Source organism: Streptomyces sp. NPDC006551 (assembly GCF_040611675.1).
Lineage (GTDB): Bacteria > Actinomycetota > Actinomycetes > Streptomycetales > Streptomycetaceae > Streptomyces.
Genome location: NZ_JBEXOT010000004.1, coordinates 63058 through 81286, shown reverse-complemented (window position 1 = coordinate 81286; position 18229 = coordinate 63058). Strand labels below are relative to the sequence as shown.

Genomic DNA, 18229 nt, shown 5'->3' with positions numbered 1-18229 from the left:
CGCGGGCGCAGCCCTCTACTGCCACGGCCCGGAGCAACCTGACGGCACGCACCACACAGAGGCGCCCCACCCCTCACTGCTTCCACAAGCGTCCATTGCAGCGCTCGCACAACCACCCGAAATGCACGGCCAGAGCCTGACTGAGAGTGATGCGCTTGCGGCGATGGCAGCATCCACCGCGATCACCCAGGGCGCGATCGGTGCACCTTCAGCCAAAGGCTACCTGCGCAGGTAACGTGAGGGAAACGTGAAGACCGCCAATCAAACTGACGCCCTCTACGCGGCCTCTGACGCGGTGGCCCTCGTCTTCATGCGCGGCTCCCTGCCGAAGAACGCGCGGAACTTCTCGACCGTCCCGATCTCCCTCACGATCTTCCTTATCCATGCCTGGGTGTAGACGTATTCGTTAAAGGCTTCGTTGTACGTGCAGTACCTGGCGTCGGTGACATACGGGTCGCCGGAACCCTTGGCCGGACGGACCTTCAGCCGCTTCCACATCTCCACGTGCTCGATGTACACACTGAACCGGAAAGCCAGTTGCTCCTCGACGCGGGCAGCGACCTGCGTCGGGCGCATCCTGTTCAGGTCCGCCACCTCGACATGGCGGTCCCTGGTGATGACAGCTCCCTTGCGCCCTGCCTCGACCATGATCCGACGCTCGTCCTCGGTCAGGTCGTCGAGCTTGACGAAGTTGACCACCAGGTCGGCGTCCGTCTTGGAGCCGGTGATGGGCACCAGCCGTACCCGGTAGTCGTACCTGGGGTCGTCGAGGACGGACGGATCGATACCCGCCTCGTACCTGGCCACCAGGTCACGGGTCTTCCTGGGCAGCCCCCTGGCGGCCTTCCGCATCTCCTCGTATCCGTCCGCGGTCAACGCCTGGACGGAGAGCGGGAAGCGGAGCCGGTCGGCGAGGCTGTAGCCGGCACCGAAGTGGCCGGCCATCTCCTGCTCGTAGTTGATCACGTAGGCCTGCGCCCTGCCGCCCGTGACGATCCTCAGGTTGTGCTCGTAGCGGTGTTCCACCTTGTTGCGCAGGGCGACGAAGAGCTCAGCGTTGAGGCGCACCGTGTCGCCGCTGTTGGGAAAGCGCTCCTTCAGGCACTTCTCGAGGTCCCAGGCCTTCGGTTCGCCGTCGATCATCTGGTGGCGGCCGGTCTTGGAGTCCAGATAGTGGTAGTCGATCTCGGCCTTGTGGAATTCCGCGTGGAGCAGGTAGTGCCACGCCTTGTGCATGTGGGTGAGGAAGTCGCTGTAGTCGCCGCTGGAGCAGTTCCATTCGTCGAGCGCCTTGAGGGCATGACGCTGGGACTCCATGAGGATGTGGTGCCACCGGGAATGGGCCATGAAGATGCTCGCTCGCTTTCGTCCGGGTACGGGGAGATCGGTTCTCAGGGTGATAGAGCTGTCCGCAGACGGCGTGACGTGGGCTGCCTCGCGTCTCCTGCGGCTGCCTGTGTCGATGTAAAGGTACGAAGACGAAGGAGGCCGTGAGCCTCGGCAACTGCCGCTTCGGTCCATAGCCTCAGGCAGCAACAAGGTCGCTCTCCGGCGCCTGCGGTGTGCCGTCCGGCAGTCCCCTGGCGCGGAGTTCCTGCCGCAGGGCCTCGGCGAAGGCCGCCGGGGATGACATGCGCGCCACCCTCAGTTCCAGCATGTCCACCGGCCGGGAGCGGCCGACGAGGCGGCGGGCACGCTGCTCCTTGCACACGGCCACCGCCTGCGACCGGGCCTGTCGCACCCTGCGCGCGTGTGCGCGCAACCGTCGCAGCCGCTCGGGGGGTTGAGCCGAGAGTTCCGCGCGCCGGACGGCCCCACGAGCGAGGACGTCGGCGTGGGCGAGAGCGACGGTGATGGGACCGGCGAGCGAGGCGTGTTCCAGAGCCGCGGCGGTCTCCGGAGCGCAGATCCCGTTCATGCGGGCGAGGACGGCCTCATGCAGGGCGGTGAAGTCGTCGGCGAAGCGACGGATCAGCTCTGTGTGCTCGGTGATCGTCACGATGGCCTCCCAGGTCGCGGGTGGTGGTGAGCGGGGCCGCACAGGGTGTGCGATCAGGGCGTGGGTGCGGGAGCCGTGGGTCGTGCCCCGCGGGGGGCGCCGTCCGGGGAGGGGCGTCGGCTGAAGAGGTCTCGGCGTCAAAGATCCCGCGCGGCCGACCTGTTCAGCTCCGCACTCCCCGGATCTTCCGGCCCAACTGGCTGTTCGGGTCGAGGAGCGCGCCCGCGACGCGGCCGGCGGAGTCCTTCACACCGCCACTGAAGTTGAGCCGGCCGGTGGAGCCGACGCTGGCGCAGACGCCGTCCCAGTAGGCGGGTTCGCGCTCCCAGCGGACGTCGGCGAGCAGGTCCTCGACCGTCTCGTAGCTCATGGCATCACCGGGGTCGCACCAGGGGGTCGCGCGGTGCAGCAGGACGCCGAGGCCTGCCATCACGGCCGGGGCCGTGATCGCGCTGCGCCGGGCGAAGTCCGGGAAGCGGCCCCCGATCAGCCGGGACACCAGACGGACGACGACCGTCTCCACCTCGTCGGCGTCGGTGTTGGACGGCAGATTGCCCTCGTGGACGTTGGCCGCCGAGTACTCCACACCCTTGCCGCCGAAGACGGTGGTGACGATCAGCGCCCGCAGCGCGGACAGCGTCACGACCTCCTTGTCGGTCCTGGTGAGCTGCCGCTTGCCGGCGTTGACCAGCTTGCCGAACGGCATCCGCCGACCGTCCGACTCAACCTCGATCTTCTCGCCGACGACGTAGGCGAGTCGAGTGGCGAGGTCGCGCTGGTCCATGGACATGGCCAGGTTCTTGGCGACGTCGATGCCCTTGACGTTGCGGTCGTAGAAGATCTGCCGCGCGTCCGCCGGGGAGATGCCCAGGTAGAGCTCGAAGGGGATACGGACTCGCCGGCTGAGCTCGGCGTAGGTGAGGCCGAAGGCCTCCGGGTCCTGGTAGATGTCGTGCCAGGCGGTGGTCTGCGTCTCACCGTCGATGGCGATCACCATGGCGTCCGGGGCGACGGTCAGCGTCCGCAGGCCCGAGTCGGGGACCAGCTCGTCGCTCATCGCAGCGATCTCGCCCGCGTGCCAGAGCGTGATCGGGGGCGTGGACCAGGCGGAGCCGTGCTTGCCGAGGATGCCGTTGGCGATGTACTCGGCGTAGTCCGGGATGTTCTTGCCCTTCTGGGACTTCAGCGTCCGCTGCACGGTCGAACGGAGCTCGGCGTGGCGCCGGTCGTGCCCGGAGGCGGTCTTGAGTGCGCGCGGGTCCTCCTCCTGGCGCGGTGACGGCACGAGACGCACCAGCGTCGCGAGGGACATGGTGCCGATGACCGCGTCCTCGCGGAACGGCATGACGGTGAGCGGGATTCCTTCCGGGGTGCCGCTCGGCATGGTCAGGCGCATGGGTTTCCCCCTGTGTGGTGGTCGATCGGGCTCGCCTGGCCCTGAGGCGCCGCAGGTCCCCCCGGCATCCGGCCGGGAGCGGTTGGCGCAGGACAAGGCGCTGGGCGCTCAAGGACATGGCTATGGCAAGGGAAGTCACGCTTCGCGCCGGGGAGTACCGCTCACCGGAGGAAGCGATTACATGAAAGCATGGCCGTGAAAGCACTGTCCAACAGCTTGCAGGAGTTGACTCGCGCTGTACGCTGTAACCACGCCGACCGTCGGACCCAGGACCACATCCATGCCGCAGCCCCTCGCACCATCCGCCCAGGTGACAGCCGCCGAGATCTCCCGCATCGCGGGCGTCACGCGTGCCACCGTCAGCAACTGGCGACGTCGGCACGACGACTTCCCGGCGCCGTCCGGGGGCACGGACAGCAGCCCGCTGTACGACCTGGAGTCGGTGCGCGCCTGGCTCGCCGCGCGTGGCCACGTCTCGGCGGCGAATCCCTCGGAGGAGCTGCGGACCACGCTGCGCCTGCGCGCGCAGAGCGGCGGCGGCACGTCGGACCTCCTGCTCCTCGTCCTGGCGGCGGCGGGCCGCTCACCGGAGGAGCTGACGGCCGCCGCACAGCTGCCGGACCCGGACCTCGTCACCCACGCCCAGCGCGACGTGGCCACCGCGGCCGACGCCGTACCGAGCGCGGACGCCGTCCACTTCAAGGCGGACGACGCGGCGGTGCTGCGTGCGCTGTATGCCTGTGTACGCGACGACGGCGGCCAGGCCGCACTCGGCGTGCTCGCCGAGCGGGAACTGGAGGACAGCGCCGCGTCCGGCGCGTACCGGACCCCGGAACCGCTTGCGGACCTGCTGGCCGCCCTGATCCCCGGATCAACGGCCCGCGTCCTCGACCCGGCCTGCGGCAGCGGCACCCTCCTGGAGGCCGCCGCGCGGCGGGGAGCTCGTGAGCTGTACGGCCAGGACAACCTCCCCGTGCAGGCCCTGCGCAGTGCCGTGAGCCTGATGCTGACGGCTCCGGAAGCCAAGGTCACCGTGCACGCCGCTGACAGTCTCCGCGCGGACGCCTTCCCCGACCTGCTCGCCGACGCGGTGCTGTGCAATCCGCCGTACGGCGTGCGCGACTGGGGCCACGACGAGCTGGCGTACGACCCACGCTGGGCGTACGGCGTCCCGGCGCGCGCCGAGTCGGAGCTGGCGTGGGTGCAGCACGCGCTCGCCCACCTCACCCCTGGCGGTCACGCCGCCCTGCTCCTGCCGCCCGCCACGGCCGGCCGCGCGTCGGGGCGCCGAGTACGGGCGGAGCTGGTACGCAGCGGGGCCCTGCGCGCGGTGATCGCGCTTCCTGCCGGCGCGTCGGTGCCGCTGCACGTCGGGCTCCAGGTGTGGGTGCTGCAACGGCCCGAACCGGGCGGCCCGGAGCACAAGTCGGTGCTGTTCGTGGACACGGCGGCGGACGCGGCGACGGGTACGGCGACGGCGGCCGGGCGCGGTGGAACAGCGGTGACCGGGCGGACGCGGGGCGGGAGCCGGTCCGCCTCCCTGGACTGGGAGGGGATCACCGCGCACGCCCTGGGCGCGTGGCGGGCGTTCGCGGAGAACCCGGACGCCTTCGAGGGCGAACCAGGTGTCGCGCACGCGGTCGGCGTGGTGGACCTGCTGGACGACGTGGTGGACCTGACCCCGGCGCGGCTCGTCCGGGCGACACGGACGGAGATCGATCCGGCGAAACTGTCGGCCGAGGTCGATGCCACGCGCCAGGACTTGGTGAAGGCCGCGAAGTCCCTTGCACGGACAGCCGGTCGCGAGGACTGGAGCGCCGCGGGCGCCGGTGCACGCGAGTGGCGGACGGCGACGGCCTCCGACCTCTCGCGAGGCGGAGCGCTCACCCTGCTCCGCCCGGTGCCGGACAGCGTGCGCACGCGGGCACACGCCGCGAGCGGTGAGAGCGGGAGACCAGAGACACGGGCGGTGCTCACCGGCACGGACATTGCGACCGGGTCGGGCCCCACGGGAGACCCGATGGGGCTGTACGACGACACGTCACCCGCGATCGCCGTCGGGGACGTCCTCGTACGAGCGGTCGCGAGCACGGACGGCCCCATGGCCCGGGTCGCGGGCGAGCAGGACGCCGGCGCACTGCCCGGCCCGCAGGTCCACCTTTTCCGCCCGGACCCAGCGCGCCTGGACGCCTGGTTCCTCGCCGGGTTCCTGGGCGCGGAGGACAACATCGCGGGCGCGTCGACGGGCAGCACGGTCCTTACGGTCAGCGCGGGCCGGCTGCGCGTGCCGCTGCTGCCGCTGGAGGAGCAGCGGCGGTACGGGGAGGCGTTCCGGCACGTGCACGCGCTCCGGACGGAGGCGCAGCGGGCGACGCGGCTGGCGGAGGAGACGGCACGGCTGCTGGCGGGCGGGCTCACGGGCGGGCAGTTGCTGCCGTCGCCGGGAGACGGCTGAGGTACGCGGCCGGAGGTACGCGGGCGGGTGGCGATTCGACCCATTCGGCACGCAGGCCTCCACACATGGACCACACTTGTCAGACCGCCCCGGCCGACCGCTCAACGCGGCTCGGCCCGGGCGGTGGGGTCGGGACATTTCGGAAGGAATCCGGGGATCCAGTTGAACAGCAGTAAGCACACGGAATTGGCGAACCACGCGTGGTCCGTCGCCGACCTCCTGCGGGGGGACTACAAGCAGTCCGACTACGGCAAGGCATCCTGCCGTTCACGGTGTTGCGGCGACTGGAGTGCGTGCTGGAGCCGACCCGCGAGAAGGTCGCGGAGATCGCGGAGCAGCACGAGGACAGCGGCATCGACCCGGACCGCTTCCTGCGGCGGGCCGCGGGCCACTCCTTCTACAACCGGTCCAGCCTGACCCTGAAGAAGATCGCCGCGGACCCGCAGAACGCGGCGCAGAACCTCCAGGTGTACGTGGGCGCCTTCTCCGACAACGCGCGGGGCGTGCTGGACCGCTTCGAGTTCGCGCAGCAGATCAAGCGGCTGGACGCGGCCGGGCTGCTGTACCAGGTCATGGGTAAGTTCACGGACCTGGACCTGCGCCCCGAGGTCGTGCCCAACCACAACATGGGTTACATCTTCGAGGAGTTGATCCGCCGGTTCGCCGAGCAGTCGAACGAGACCGCCGGTGAGCACTTCACACCCCGCGAGGTCATTCAGCTGATGGTGCGGCTGCTGGTCGCGCCGGACGGGGACGCGTTGCAGCTGCCGGGTGCGGTGCGCACGGTGCTGGACCCGGCCTGCGGCACGGGCGGCATGCTCTCCGCGATGGACGACCTGATCACGGAGCTGAACCCGGACGCCACGGTGGAGGTGTACGGGCAGGAGCTCAACCCCGAGTCGTGGGCGATCTGCCGGTCCGACCTGATGATCAAGGGCCAGGACCCGGACAACATCGCCTTCGGCAACTCGTTCTCCGATGACGGGCACGCGCGGAAGTCCTTCGACTACATGTTGGCGAACCCACCGTTCGGCGTGGAGTGGAAGAAGGTCAAGGACGAGGTCGAGCACGAGCACAAGGCGCTGGGTGAGGCCGGCCGATTCGGGGCGGGGCTGCCGCGGATCAACGACGGGTCGCTGCTGTTCCTCCAGCACATGATCTCGAAGATGAAGCCGGTGGACGTGAACGGCGGGGGCGGTTCGCGGCTCGCGATCGTCTTCAACGGCTCGCCGCTGTTCACGGGCGCGGCGGGCTCGGGTGAGTCGGAGATCCGGCGCTGGATCCTGGAGAACGACTGGCTGGAGGGCATCGTCGCGCTGCCGGACCAGTTGTTCTACAACACAGGTATCTCCACGTACTTCTGGATCCTGACGAACCGGAAGAGCCCGGACCAGAAGGGCAGGGTCGTGCTGCTGGACGCGCGCGACCAGTGGCAGAAGATGCGGAAGTCGCTGGGCGACAAGCGCAAGCAGCTGGGCTCGGACCACATCGCGACGGTGGTCAAGCTGTACGGCGAGGCGCTGGCCGTGGTGGACGACCCGGAGCACTCGCTGCACGGCAAGGTGAAGGTCTTCCGCAACGAGGACTTCGGCTACCAGCGGATCACGGTGGAGCGTCCGCTGAAGCTGCGGTTCGAGGTGACGGAGGAGACGCTGGAGGCGCTGGAGGCGTCCAAGGCGATCCAGAAGCTGCCGCAGGCGCCGGCGCTGGCGGACGCCTTCAAGTCCCTGATGGGCGCGAGTTGGGGTACGAAGCAGGAGGCTTGGCTCGCGTTGAAGGACGCGGTCGTGCAGGCCGGCGGGACGTGGCCTACGGGGGCGCCGTTCAACAAGGCGCTGCGGGACGTGGTCGGCGTGCGGGATCCGGAGGGTGAGGTACAGCTCGTCAAGGGGCAGCCTGAGCCGGATGCGGAGCTTCGGGACTACGAGAACGTGCCGTTGGGGGACGACGTCGAGGAGTACCTGGAGCGGGAGGTTCACCCGCATGTGCCGGATGCGTGGATCGACCACGACAAGACGAAGGTCGGGTATGAGGTTCCGTTTACGCGGCACTTCTATGTGTACGAACCGCCTCGGCCGTTGGCGGAGATTGATGCGGAGTTGAAGGCGCTGGAGGCCGAAATCCAGGGGCTCCTGCGGGAGGTCACCGAATGACAACCACAGGTCACTGGCTCCAGGCAGCACCAGCGCACTGGACTCGTGGGCGCCTCAAGAACCTCATCGCAACGGCAACGAACGGCACTTGGGGAAGCGACCCTAGCGACGACGACAGTGCCGTACGCTGCGTCCGCGCCGCAGACTTCGATCGCGCGAGCCGACGCGCAGATCTCACCAACGCGCCACTGCGCTACGTGGACCCATCCACACTGCGGCAGCACCTTCTGCACCCTGGTGATCTCATCCTTGAGAAGTCAGGTGGTGGTGAAAAGCAGCCCGTGGGAATGGCCGTCCTGTTCACCGAAACAGGCAATGCTGTCTGCTCAAACTTTTGCGCACGGATCAAGCCATCTTCAGACGTCGACTCGCGCTATTTGACCTACGTGTTCGCCGCGGCATACGGTCAGGGGTTGACCCAGAGCGCGATCAAGCAGACAACAGGCATCCAGAACCTTGACACCGGATCTTTCTTTGCATCCCGCTGGGCCTACCCAACAAAAGAGGAGCAGTGCCGCATCGCCGATTTCCTCGACGCGGAAACCGCCCGCATCGACCGGTTGGATGCACTGGACCTGCGGGTTTTGACGCTCCTAAAGGAAAGGCGGCAGGCAGTTATAGACCATGCCGTGACCGCGTCGGCCGAAAGCTGGACAAAGCTCTATTGGAGGCTTTCGCTACTTCGTGATGGCACGCATCAACCGCCACCACGGGTCAACGCCGGAGTGCCACTCCTTACGGCACGCAATGTGAGCAGCGGAACGCTCCGTCTCACTAACCTCGATACCCACGTCAGTGAAGACGATGCCGCACTTCTCGAGCGCTCCCTTCGCCTGAGAGAGGGCGATGTCCTTCTCTCCGTCAAGGGAACGATCGGAGCGTGTGCGGTTACGCCTAGCGGTTTCCCGCGGGCTGTACTCGACCGGAATGTCGCCGTGCTCCGCCCTGCTGCTGGCCACTCAAGCGAGTGGATTGCAACCGTATTGCGCTCAACTGCCCTCCAAGAGCAGATGCGACTCGCTATCTCTGCAGTGGCTCAACCTGGTCTCCCTCTGGGAGAAATTCGCAGACTACGCATTCCGGACGTACAACCCGATACGCAATCGGTTATCACCCATCGCGTTCGTGTGCAATGCGAAGAAATTGACCACTTGATTCAGCGCGTCGAGCATAAGGGCGCTGTTCTTGTCGAGCGTCGTCAGGCGCTTATCACAGCCGCCGTGACCGGCCAGTTTGACGTCTCCACCGCCAGCGGCCGCAACGTAACCGAAGGAGTAACCGTATGAGCCCCGTGCACGACGAGTCCTCCTTCGGGTCTGCCATAGTCGCCGCCCTCTGCGAGCGAGGATGGCGCGAGGCGAACCCCGAGGACTACCAGGCCGATCTCGGGCTCGACACCAACGAGCTGTTTACCTTCATCGGCGCCAACCAGCCCGACGAGTGGAACGAACTCCTCACCGTCTACGGCGGCAACCCCAACGAGGCCCAGCGCGGTTTCGCGCAGCGGCTTGACCGTGCCATCGCTGATGACGGGCTGCTCCATGTCCTCCGCAGTGGCGTCAAGGACCACGGAGTCCGTCTCCGCGTCGCCTACTTCAAGCCCAACCTCATCTCTGCCGACTCCGTACTCAACGGCTACCGGGCCAACCGCCTCACCGTCGTCCGGGAACTCCCCTACGCCACCAAACAGGCCGACTGGGGCCACCGGCTCGATCTGACCCTGTTCCTCAACGGCATACCGGTCGCCACGGCCGAGTTGAAGAACCCGCTCACCGGGCAGGGCGTCGAGCAGGCCAAGGAGCAGTACCGGACCGATCGGGACCCGACCGAGTTGATCTTCACGCGGCGCGTGATCGCGAACTTCGCCGTCGACCCCGACCTGGTCTTCGTCACCACGCAGCTGCGCGGCAAGAGCACCCAGTTCCTGCCCTTCAACACCGGCTCGAACGGCCCCGGCCAGCCCGGTGGGGCAGGAAACCCGGCGCCCACGGCCCACGGCACATACGCCACCTCCTACCTCTGGGAACAGGTCTGGCAGCGGGACAACTGGCTCGACCTCCTCCAGCGCTTCGTGCACCAGCAGAAGCACAAGACGCCCGGCGGTGGCACGACCAAGTCGACCATTTTCCCCCGCTTCCATCAGTGGGACGTAATCAAGAAGCTCACCGCTCACGCGTCGGTTCACGGTGCCGGCCAGAACTACCTGGTCATGGCCTCCGCCGGCTCGGGCAAGTCGAACACCATCGGCTGGCTGGCCCACCGCCTCAGTGACCTGCACGCCCGGACGGATCCGAGCATCCTGAATCCCGATGCGCTCGCCGAGGGCCGTATCAAGCCGGGCGAGCCCGTCTTCGACAAGGTCATCGTCATCACGGACCGTCGGAATCTGGACGCTCAGCTCCGGGAGACCGTCGGCAGCTTCAGTCAGACCGACGGCCTGGTCGTGAAGGTCGACGAGAAGCACGGCGCCAAGAGCGAGCAGCTCGCCCGCGCCCTCTCCCGCGACACCGGGAAGATCGTCACCGTCACCCTGCACTCGTTCCCGGCCCTGCTCGACTACATCAAGCGTAACCCCACCGAGATCAAGGGCACCCGCTTCGCGGTCATCGTCGACGAGGCGCACTCCTCCCAGTCCGGTGACGCCGCCACCGCCGTGAAGTCCGCCCTGCGGGACCTCGGCCTGGACGCCGACTCGGACGACGAGGGCGCGACCACGGTCACCGTGGACGACCAGCTCAAGGCGAAGGCGGTCGCGCGTTCCCGCGCCACCAACCTCTCCTACTTCGCCTTCACGGCGACGCCCAAGTCCAAGACGCTCGAACTCTTTGGCACGGACGGCGTCGAGAACGGCAAGACCGTCTACCGCCCCTTCCACACCTACTCCATGCGCCAGGCCATCGAGGAAGGCTTCATCCTCGACCCCCTGCGCAACTACGTCACCTACAACACCTACTGGAAGCTCGCGAACCTCAACCGCGACGAGAAGGAGGTCGACCCCTCCAAGGCGAACAGCCTGCTCGCCCGGTTCGCGCTCATGCACGAGCACACGGTGTCGCAGCACGCCCAGGTGATCGTCGAGCACTTCGTCCACCACACCCGCGGCCGGCTCGGTGGACGCGCCAAGGCCATGGTGGTCACGGCGTCCCGCCACTCGGCCGTCCAGATGGCCCGCGCCATCCGCAGCTACATCGCCGACCGCGAGTACGACACCAAGTACCCGGACCTGGGCGTGCTCGTCGCGATCTCCGGCACCCTCACCATCGACGGCGAGGAGACCACCGAGGTCAAGGAGAACGGCGGCATCTCCGAGGCCGCGCTGCCGAAGGCGTTCGGCTACACCCGTGCAGACGACAAGGCCGCGAAGGCCGGCGGCAAGGGGCAGCAGGAGTACCGGATCCTGGTCGTCGCCGAGAAGTACCAGACCGGCTTCGACCAGCCGCTCCTGACGACGATGTACGTCAACAAGACGCTGACCGGCATCGCCGCCGTGCAGACCCTCTCGCGCCTCAACCGGACCGCCGAGCGCAAGTCCCAGGCCGACCTCGCCGTCCTCGACTTCGCCAACGAGGCCGAGGACATCAAGGAAGCCTTCCGCCCGTACTTCGAGGAGGCGCACACCCTGCCCTCCGACCCGAACCTCCTCTACACGGCCCAGAGCCGCGTCATGTCCGCGCCGATCATCTCGGAGCAGGACATGGACGAGTTCGTCGCCGCGTACTTCCAGGCGGAGAAGAAGGCGGGTGGTGTCCAGTCCAAGTGGGAGAAGCTGCACGCCGAGTTGTATCGACTCCTCTCCCCCGCTGTGGCCCGCTTCACCGCCCTGCTGGAGAGCGAGGAGGAGGACGATGTCGAGACGGCCGAGGAGTTCCGCGCCAACCTCAACGACTACGTCCGCAAGTACGGCTTCCTCGCGCAGATCGTCCCGTACCGTGACGCCGAGTTGGAACGCCTGCACCTCTACGGGCGCCACCTCCTCAACCGGCTCCCCCGGCTTGCGGACGGCGGAGTCGATATAGGCGAGGTCGACCTCAGTCACCTGCGCGTCGAGAAGACCGGCGAGCACGACGTGTCCCTCAACCCCGAGGGTCCCGCCGAGCTCAAGGGCTTCGGCGACGGGGCCGGCGGTGCGAAGGACGCGGACAAGTCACTGCTGTCCGAGCTGATCGAGAAGTTCAACTCCAAGTTCGGTACGGAGTTCACCGAGGAGGACGTCCTCCCGGCCTTCAACGCGACGAAGAAGGACCCCAAGGTCCGGGCCGCGGCCGTCGTCAACGACGAGGAGAACTTCGGGATCGTCTTCGACAAGAAGTTCGAGGAGAACATGATGGATCATGTCTCCACGATCGACACGCTCGGCAAGCGGTACTTCGGTACCGACCGGGACTTCAAGTCCAACCTCGACCGCAGCGCCCGCCGCGCGGCCTGGCGGATGATCCGTCGGGAGGAAGGGTTGGACGACTTCTGACGCGCTCGGGGTCCGGCGCGATGTGCGCACCGGACCCCGCTCGTCATACGTCCACGGTCAGCGGCCTGCGGCCATCCGTACAAAGCCGGCCCACGCCTCCGCCCCAATGGACAGCCTGGCTTCTGCGGGCCGCTTGGAGTCACGTACCAAGACAGCGTCGCTGGTCTCGGCGACCTCGATGGACTCGCCGCCCTCCGCGCCGCTGTAGCTGCTCTTGCGCCATGCCTCGCCCGTCTTCATAGCTCTCCCAGCACCTTCTCTACGAATCTCAGGGACTCTCGCGGAGTGAGAGCCTGGCTTCGGTGATCCCATAACGCGCTGAGATGGACCGCACATCGTTCCGGTCAGTGACCAGGATGCTGCGACCTTGTACCTCCAAGTACGCGATCTGTTCCCCCTTCTTCGGGGTGATCAACGTGAACGGGCCATCAACACCGGCGTTGTCTTCCTGATCGTTCGGCATGACCTGAATCTCGACGTTGCGCCGGTGTCCAATGGACAGGATGTTCTCAAGCACTCCACGCAGTACGTCTCGGCCGCCGAACGGCTTGCGCAGCACGGCCTCTTCGATGACGAAGCTCACCAGTGGTGCCGGCCAACGAGCAAAGGTCTCCTGACGCGACAGACGCGCCGAGACACGCTGCTCGATCGTGTCCGCATCCAGCAACGGTCGCCGCATCGCCAGCAGGGCTCGCGTGTATTTCTCGGTCTGGAGAAGCCCTGGAACTGCCTGGACCGCGTAAAGGAAGAGCTCGTGCGCGTCCGCTTCCAGCCGCGCCGCGTCCCTGAAGAAGGACGGGTACTGAGCCCTCGCCACCTCTTCCTTCAGTGCTGTGAGCAGCCCACCGGCCCCCAACACCTCATCCGCCTTCTCAATGAACTGAGGCTGCGGAATCCGCCTCCCCTGCTCAATGCACGCGACCGTTTCCCCCGAGTACCCCACCCGCTTCCCGAACTCCGCCCGCTCCAGCCCCGCCCGTGTCCGCAGCAGCTTCAACTGCCGCCCGAACGCGGTCACCACACCCGTCCCCGGCTCGTCCTCCGGCCGCTGCTGCCGCCGCGCCACCGTCTCCTCGTCCCGCACCTCGGTCACCGCTGTGCCGCCTCTCCCCGCGTACCGTCCCGTACAGCGCCCGCGCCCGCCCTCGCACGAAGGCCCGATAGCGGAGCGTCACCACTGGTCACGCTAGGTCACAGCGCGCCACCGTGAGCGCATGACCGCAACACAATCACCCGTCACGGTGCACCAGTCCACGATGCGCTTCAGCTCCACCCCGCGTGGCGCCCGCCTCGCCAGGCGCATGTGCGAGCACTGCCTCCACGCCTGGGGCGTCCCGTACGACAGCAACGCCCACGACGTCGTCACGCTCGTCGCCGCGGAGCTGCGCGCCAACGCCGTACGGCACGGGCACGTCCCGGGCCGGGACTTCCAGGTGCATATGACAGCCTCCCCGTCGACCCGCACCGTACGGATCGAGGTCACCGACACCCGTGGAGAGAACGTCCCCCTCCTCTCCGCCGCCCCGTCACCGGACGGCGAGAGCGGGCGCGGCCTGCTGCTGGTCGCGGCGCTGGCCGACCGCTGGGGCTGTTCGCCGCGCGCCGGGGGCGGGCCCGGCAAGACCGTCTGGGCCGAGTGCACCGCTTACCCGACATGACCTGATCACGCAAGCGGCACCCCCGCAGGTTGGACGCGCACGCCCTCGCCCGGAAGACTGATCCCCGAACACATCGGAGACCTCTGAAGACCTCTGAAGTCGTCTTCGGACACTCGACGCGGGCGGGGGCCAGGACCAGGTGCCGGACGGACGACGGATCGCGGGGCGCTACGAGCTGCTGGAGCAGTTCAGCCACGGCGGCATGGGGGACGTGTGGCGCGGCTACGACGCCGTGCTGGACCGGCCGGTCGCCGTGAAGCTGATCCGCCCGCAGGCCGTGACGTCGCCGCATCTGGCACGGGAGCTTGAGAAGCGGTTCAAACGCGAGGCGCGGATCACCGCACGGATCCAGCACCCGGGCGTGCCGCAGGTGTACGACGCCGATCTCGACGAGTCGTACGAGCAGCTGTTCCTGGTGATGGAACTGGTCGACGGCGTGCCGCTGACCGCGTACGTGAGCCCGGACCGGCCGCCGCTCCCCGTCAGCTGGGCGGTGGCCGCGGCGGCGCAGGTGGCGACCGTGCTGTCGTACGCGCACGACGTGCCCGTCGTCCACCGCGACCTGAAGCCCGGCAACATCCTCGTCGCCCGGGACGGCACGGTGAAGGTGCTGGACTTCGGCATCGCGGCGATCCTCCGCACGGACGTCACCAAGCTGACCGCGACGGGCAGCCCGGTCGGGACGTACCAGTACATGGCGCCGGAGCAGGTGCGCAGCGCCCGGGTGACACCGCGAACAGACCTGTACGCGCTCGGGTGCGTCCTGCACGAACTCCTTTGCGGACAGCAGCTGTTCGCGGGGGACAGTGAGTGGCAACTGATGATGCAGCATGTCAACGCGGCCCCGGTGCCGCTGCGCCGGCTGCGGGCCGACGTACCGGAGGCCCTGGAAGAACTCGTCCTGCACCTGCTCCGCAAGGCGCCCGAGGCGCGCCCGGCGGACGTGCAGGAGGTGTACGAGCGGCTGCGCCCATTCCTGCCGGTGCCCGGCGAGGAGTCCGAACCCGAGGCGGCGGGGCTCGTCGGAGCGCCCGACCCCACCGGGATCTTCCGCCGCCCCTACGCGCCCCGCTCGCGCGCCGGAGCCACGGGCGCACGGCAGAACGCGGCCGGCGCCGGGCCGGACGCGGTTCCGCCACCCGTGTTGCCGCCCGCCCAGCGTGACGAGCTACGGGAGCAGATCCGCGAGGTGTACGAGCACTGCGCCGCGCTGTGGGACGAGGACCGCTTCTCGCAGGCGGCCGAAGTGGTAGGCGAGATGATCGAGTCGGCCGCCCGGGTGCTCGGCGCGGAGAGCAAGGCGGTCCTCGCGCTCCGCAGGCGCCGGGCGTTCAGCCGTCAGCTTGCGGGTGATCACCGGTCCGCGCTGCCGGAGTTCGAGGCCCTGGCGGACGCCTATGGGCGTGTCAGCGGGCCGAGCAGCGAGGAGGCCCTGGACTGCCGGGCGCAGGCGGCGCGCTGCCGTGGCGAACTCGGGCAGGTGACCGAGGCGCTGGCCGGGCTGCTCGGTGTGCTCGACGCCGTCCGCGCCGTCGACGGTGACGTGAGCGAGAACGCGGTGGAGCTGCGCCGCGACATCGGCATGCTGCTGCTGGCCCAGCAGCGGGCGGCGGAGGCGTACGACGTCCTGGAGCCGCTGCACACGGACCTGTGCGTGGTGTTCGGCCCGGACGACGAGCTGACCGCCGAGGTGGCCGAGTCCCTGGCGGTGATCCGTCTGGATCTCGACGGCGACAGTGCCGGTTCCTCGGCCTGACCTGGCCTTTGCCCGCACCGCGGGCGGCCGGGGCACTAGGATCTCCGCATGCCGCAGCTCGCCTTCGACATCGGTTTCTTCGCTGAACTCCCCAAGCTCCAGCCCCCGGTGAGAAAGGGTGTGCTCGACGCCTGGGAGAAGTTCAACCGGCTCACTCTGGACCAGCTCTTCCAGGATCAGGGTCTGAAGCTGGAAAGCCTCGTGAAGGCGAAGGACAAGCAGATCCGGACGATCCGCATCGACCAGTTCTGGCGCGGTGTGGTGCTCGCACCGCCCTCCGGGGACACCTTCGTCCTGCTGAGGGTCATGGCTCACGACAAGGCCATCGCCTGGGCCATGAAGCAGAAGTCCAGCATCAACGAGGTCACGCGCGCGGTCGAGATCCGGGACGCGGCGACCCTGGACGAGATCACGCCGGCGTACGAGCGGGTGGCCGAGTCGTCGCCGAAGCCCCGGCTGTTCGCCAAGTTCTCCGACGGAGATCTGAAGGCCCTCGGCATCGATGACGAGACACTGCGGCAGGCCCGGTCGCTCGTCGACCAGGAGCAGTTGGACGTCTTCGCGCCGCTGCTGCCGCAGGACCAGCGGGAGGTGCTGCAGTACCTGGCCGCGGGCTGCACGGTGGAGGAGGTCTGGCAGGACATCGTGGCCCCGTCGCTTCAGGCGTCCACGCAGCCGGTGGACACGCGGGACTACGAGACCGCGATCCAGTACACCCGGGCGCGTATCGCGCTGGTGACGGCTCCCGAGGAGCTGCGGGACATCCTCGAGAAGCCCTTTGCGGCCTGGCGGGTGTTCCTGCACCCCTCCCAGCGGAAGGTGGCGTACCGGGCGTCGTACTCGGGGCCGGCGCAGGTCACGGGCGGGCCGGGCACGGGCAAGACGGTCGTCGCGCTGCACCGGGTCAAGCACCTTCTCGGGCACCTGCGCGACGGCGACCGCATCCTGCTGACGACGTACACCAACGCCCTCGTCAACGCGCTCCGCTCGGGCCTGGAGTCCCTGGTGGACGACCCCGAGCTGCGTGAACGGGTGGACGTCTCGACGGTGGACGGGTTCGCCAGCCGCGTCGTCGCGGAGGCACCGAACGCCGTGCCGCTGCGGCCGCTGATGAGCAACGAGGAGGTGAGCCGCTGGGGCAAGGCCGCCAAGGCGACCGGATTCACCGGCAGCGCGCAGTTCCTCACACAGGAGTACCGGCACGTCGTCCTGGCGCAGGGCATCAGCACCCTGGCCGAGTACGAGGCGGCGGACCGGCGGGGACGGGGCAGCCGGCTGGCCACGGCCGAGCGGCCGCTGGTGTGGGAGACGGTGGAGCGGTTCACGGCCGACCTGGCCGCGGACGGGGCCCGGACCTGGCTGCAGACGTGCGCGGAGGCGGCACGGCTGCTGGAGGCGACGGGGCCGCCGTACCGACACGTCGTGGTGGACGAGGCGCAGGACCTCCACCCGGCGCAGTGGAGGCTGCTGCGCGCGGCCGTCCCCGCCCGCCCGGACGACCTGTTCATCGCGGGCGATCCGCACCAGCGCATCTACGACTCGCGGGTGTCGCTGAAGTCGCTGGGCATCAAGGTGGCCGGACGGTCAGTGAAGCTGCGCAAGAACTATCGCAGCACCCAGGAGATCCTGCGCTGGTCCACCGCCCTGCTGATCGGCCGCCCGATCGCCCAGCTCGAAGACGAGGGCCGCAACGAGACCCTGCTCGGTTACCGCTCCGCCCTCCACGGCGACGGCCCCGTCGTACGGGACGCGTCGACCGAGGAGGCCGAACTGGACCTGCTCGTCGAGCAGGTGAAGGCGTGGATGGACGCGGGTGTCGGCGCCGGGGAGATCGGGGTCAGCGCCCGGTTCAACAAGACGTGCGCGAAGGCGGTCGCCCGCCTGAAGGACGCCGGCGTTCCCGCCGCCACCCTGCGCGCCGCCGACGCCTCCACCCAGGACGGGACGACCGTGCGCGTCGGGACCATGCACTCGTTCAAGGGCCTGGAGTTCCGCTGCGTCGCGGTCATCGGCGTCACCGAGGACGCGCTGCCGTTCCCTAAGGCGGTCACACCGCCCGAGGTGGACTCCAAGCAGCACGAGACGGACATGCTGTCGGAACGCTGCCTGCTGTTCGTCGCCTGCACAAGGGCCCGCGACAGCCTGTACGTCTCCTGGTCGGGCAAGCCCAGTCCGTTCCTGGTGGAGGCGGAAGTGTAGAGCGAGTTCCTCACTGTCTGGTTCTGCCGACATGGGTCAGGCAGACTCTTTGTCAGAGCTTCGTGTCCCGCACAGGACACGGACACGGAACGAGGCGATCGCCACCCGTGGCGCCTCCGCCGCCGGCGTTGACGTGGCGCACCGTCAC

At 68.4% G+C, this 18229-nt stretch carries 10 protein-coding genes and 2 pseudogenes; 7 read left to right on the top strand and 5 right to left on the bottom strand.

The window, feature by feature from the left end; genetic code table 11:
- Nucleotides 1-276: 276 nt before the first annotated feature.
- The 3 genes from ABZY12_RS06585 to ABZY12_RS06575 all read right to left on the bottom strand — a co-directional run bounded on the left by ABZY12_RS06585 (nt 277) and on the right by ABZY12_RS06575 (nt 3395).
- Nucleotides 277-1347, bottom strand: a complete 1071-nt coding sequence (locus ABZY12_RS06585; protein WP_356887805.1) for a DUF3644 domain-containing protein — start codon at nt 1345-1347, stop codon at nt 277-279.
- Between the two features lie 178 nt (nt 1348-1525).
- Nucleotides 1526-1999: a hypothetical protein gene (locus tag ABZY12_RS06580; RefSeq protein ID WP_356887803.1), complete on the bottom strand. Its 474-nt coding sequence runs from the start codon at nt 1997-1999 to the stop codon at nt 1526-1528.
- Nucleotides 2000-2162: 163 nt separating this feature from the next.
- Nucleotides 2163-3395: a DNA sulfur modification protein DndB gene (locus ABZY12_RS06575; protein ID WP_356887801.1), complete on the bottom strand. Its 1233-nt coding sequence runs from the start codon at nt 3393-3395 to the stop codon at nt 2163-2165.
- Between the two features lie 280 nt (nt 3396-3675).
- Here ABZY12_RS06575 and ABZY12_RS06570 point away from each other — a divergent pair, with 280 nt between their 5' ends.
- The 4 genes and pseudogenes from ABZY12_RS06570 (at nt 3676) to ABZY12_RS06555 (ending at nt 12468) form a co-directional block, all read left to right on the top strand.
- On the top strand, nt 3676-5850 hold the full coding sequence (locus tag ABZY12_RS06570; RefSeq protein ID WP_356887799.1) for an N-6 DNA methylase: 2175 nt from the start codon (nt 3676-3678) through the stop codon (nt 5848-5850).
- A gap of 162 nt (nt 5851-6012) precedes the next feature.
- Nucleotides 6013-8003 (top strand): annotated as a pseudogene (locus ABZY12_RS06565) (class I SAM-dependent DNA methyltransferase).
- A 197-nt stretch (nt 8004-8200) separates the two neighbouring features.
- A complete protein-coding gene (locus tag ABZY12_RS06560; RefSeq protein WP_356887797.1) occupies nt 8201-9289 on the top strand; it encodes a hypothetical protein in 1089 nt (362 codons plus the stop codon).
- A complete protein-coding gene (locus ABZY12_RS06555; RefSeq protein ID WP_356887795.1) occupies nt 9286-12468 on the top strand; it encodes a type I restriction endonuclease in 3183 nt (1060 codons plus the stop codon). The genes ABZY12_RS06560 and ABZY12_RS06555 overlap by 4 nt, the downstream gene beginning before the upstream one ends.
- Nucleotides 12469-12525: 57 nt before the next feature.
- On the opposite strand, the gene ABZY12_RS06550 is transcribed toward ABZY12_RS06555, so the two are convergent.
- Together ABZY12_RS06550 and ABZY12_RS06545 are read right to left on the bottom strand one after the other, a co-directional pair.
- Nucleotides 12526-12708 (bottom strand): DUF397 domain-containing protein, encoded by a 183-nt coding sequence (locus ABZY12_RS06550; protein WP_356887793.1) that lies wholly within the window; start codon nt 12706-12708, stop codon nt 12526-12528.
- Nucleotides 12705-13534: pseudogene (locus tag ABZY12_RS06545) on the bottom strand (helix-turn-helix transcriptional regulator). The gene ABZY12_RS06550 and the pseudogene ABZY12_RS06545 overlap by 4 nt, the downstream one beginning before the upstream one ends.
- A 148-nt stretch (nt 13535-13682) precedes the next feature.
- Between ABZY12_RS06545 and ABZY12_RS06540 the strand changes: the two are divergent.
- The 3 genes from ABZY12_RS06540 (at nt 13683) to ABZY12_RS06530 (ending at nt 18081) form a co-directional block, all read left to right on the top strand.
- Nucleotides 13683-14126 carry an ATP-binding protein gene (locus tag ABZY12_RS06540; protein WP_356887791.1) on the top strand — a complete coding sequence of 148 codons (444 nt, stop codon included), beginning with the start codon at nt 13683-13685 and terminating at the stop codon, nt 14124-14126.
- A 139-nt stretch (nt 14127-14265) separates the two neighbouring features.
- Complete coding sequence (locus tag ABZY12_RS06535) at nt 14266-15882, top strand: serine/threonine-protein kinase (RefSeq protein ID WP_356887789.1); 1617 nt, start codon at nt 14266-14268, stop codon at nt 15880-15882.
- Nucleotides 15883-15930: 48 nt separating this feature from the next.
- Complete coding sequence (locus tag ABZY12_RS06530; protein WP_356887787.1) at nt 15931-18081, top strand: DEAD/DEAH box helicase; 2151 nt, start codon at nt 15931-15933, stop codon at nt 18079-18081.
- Nucleotides 18082-18229 lie beyond the last annotated feature (148 nt).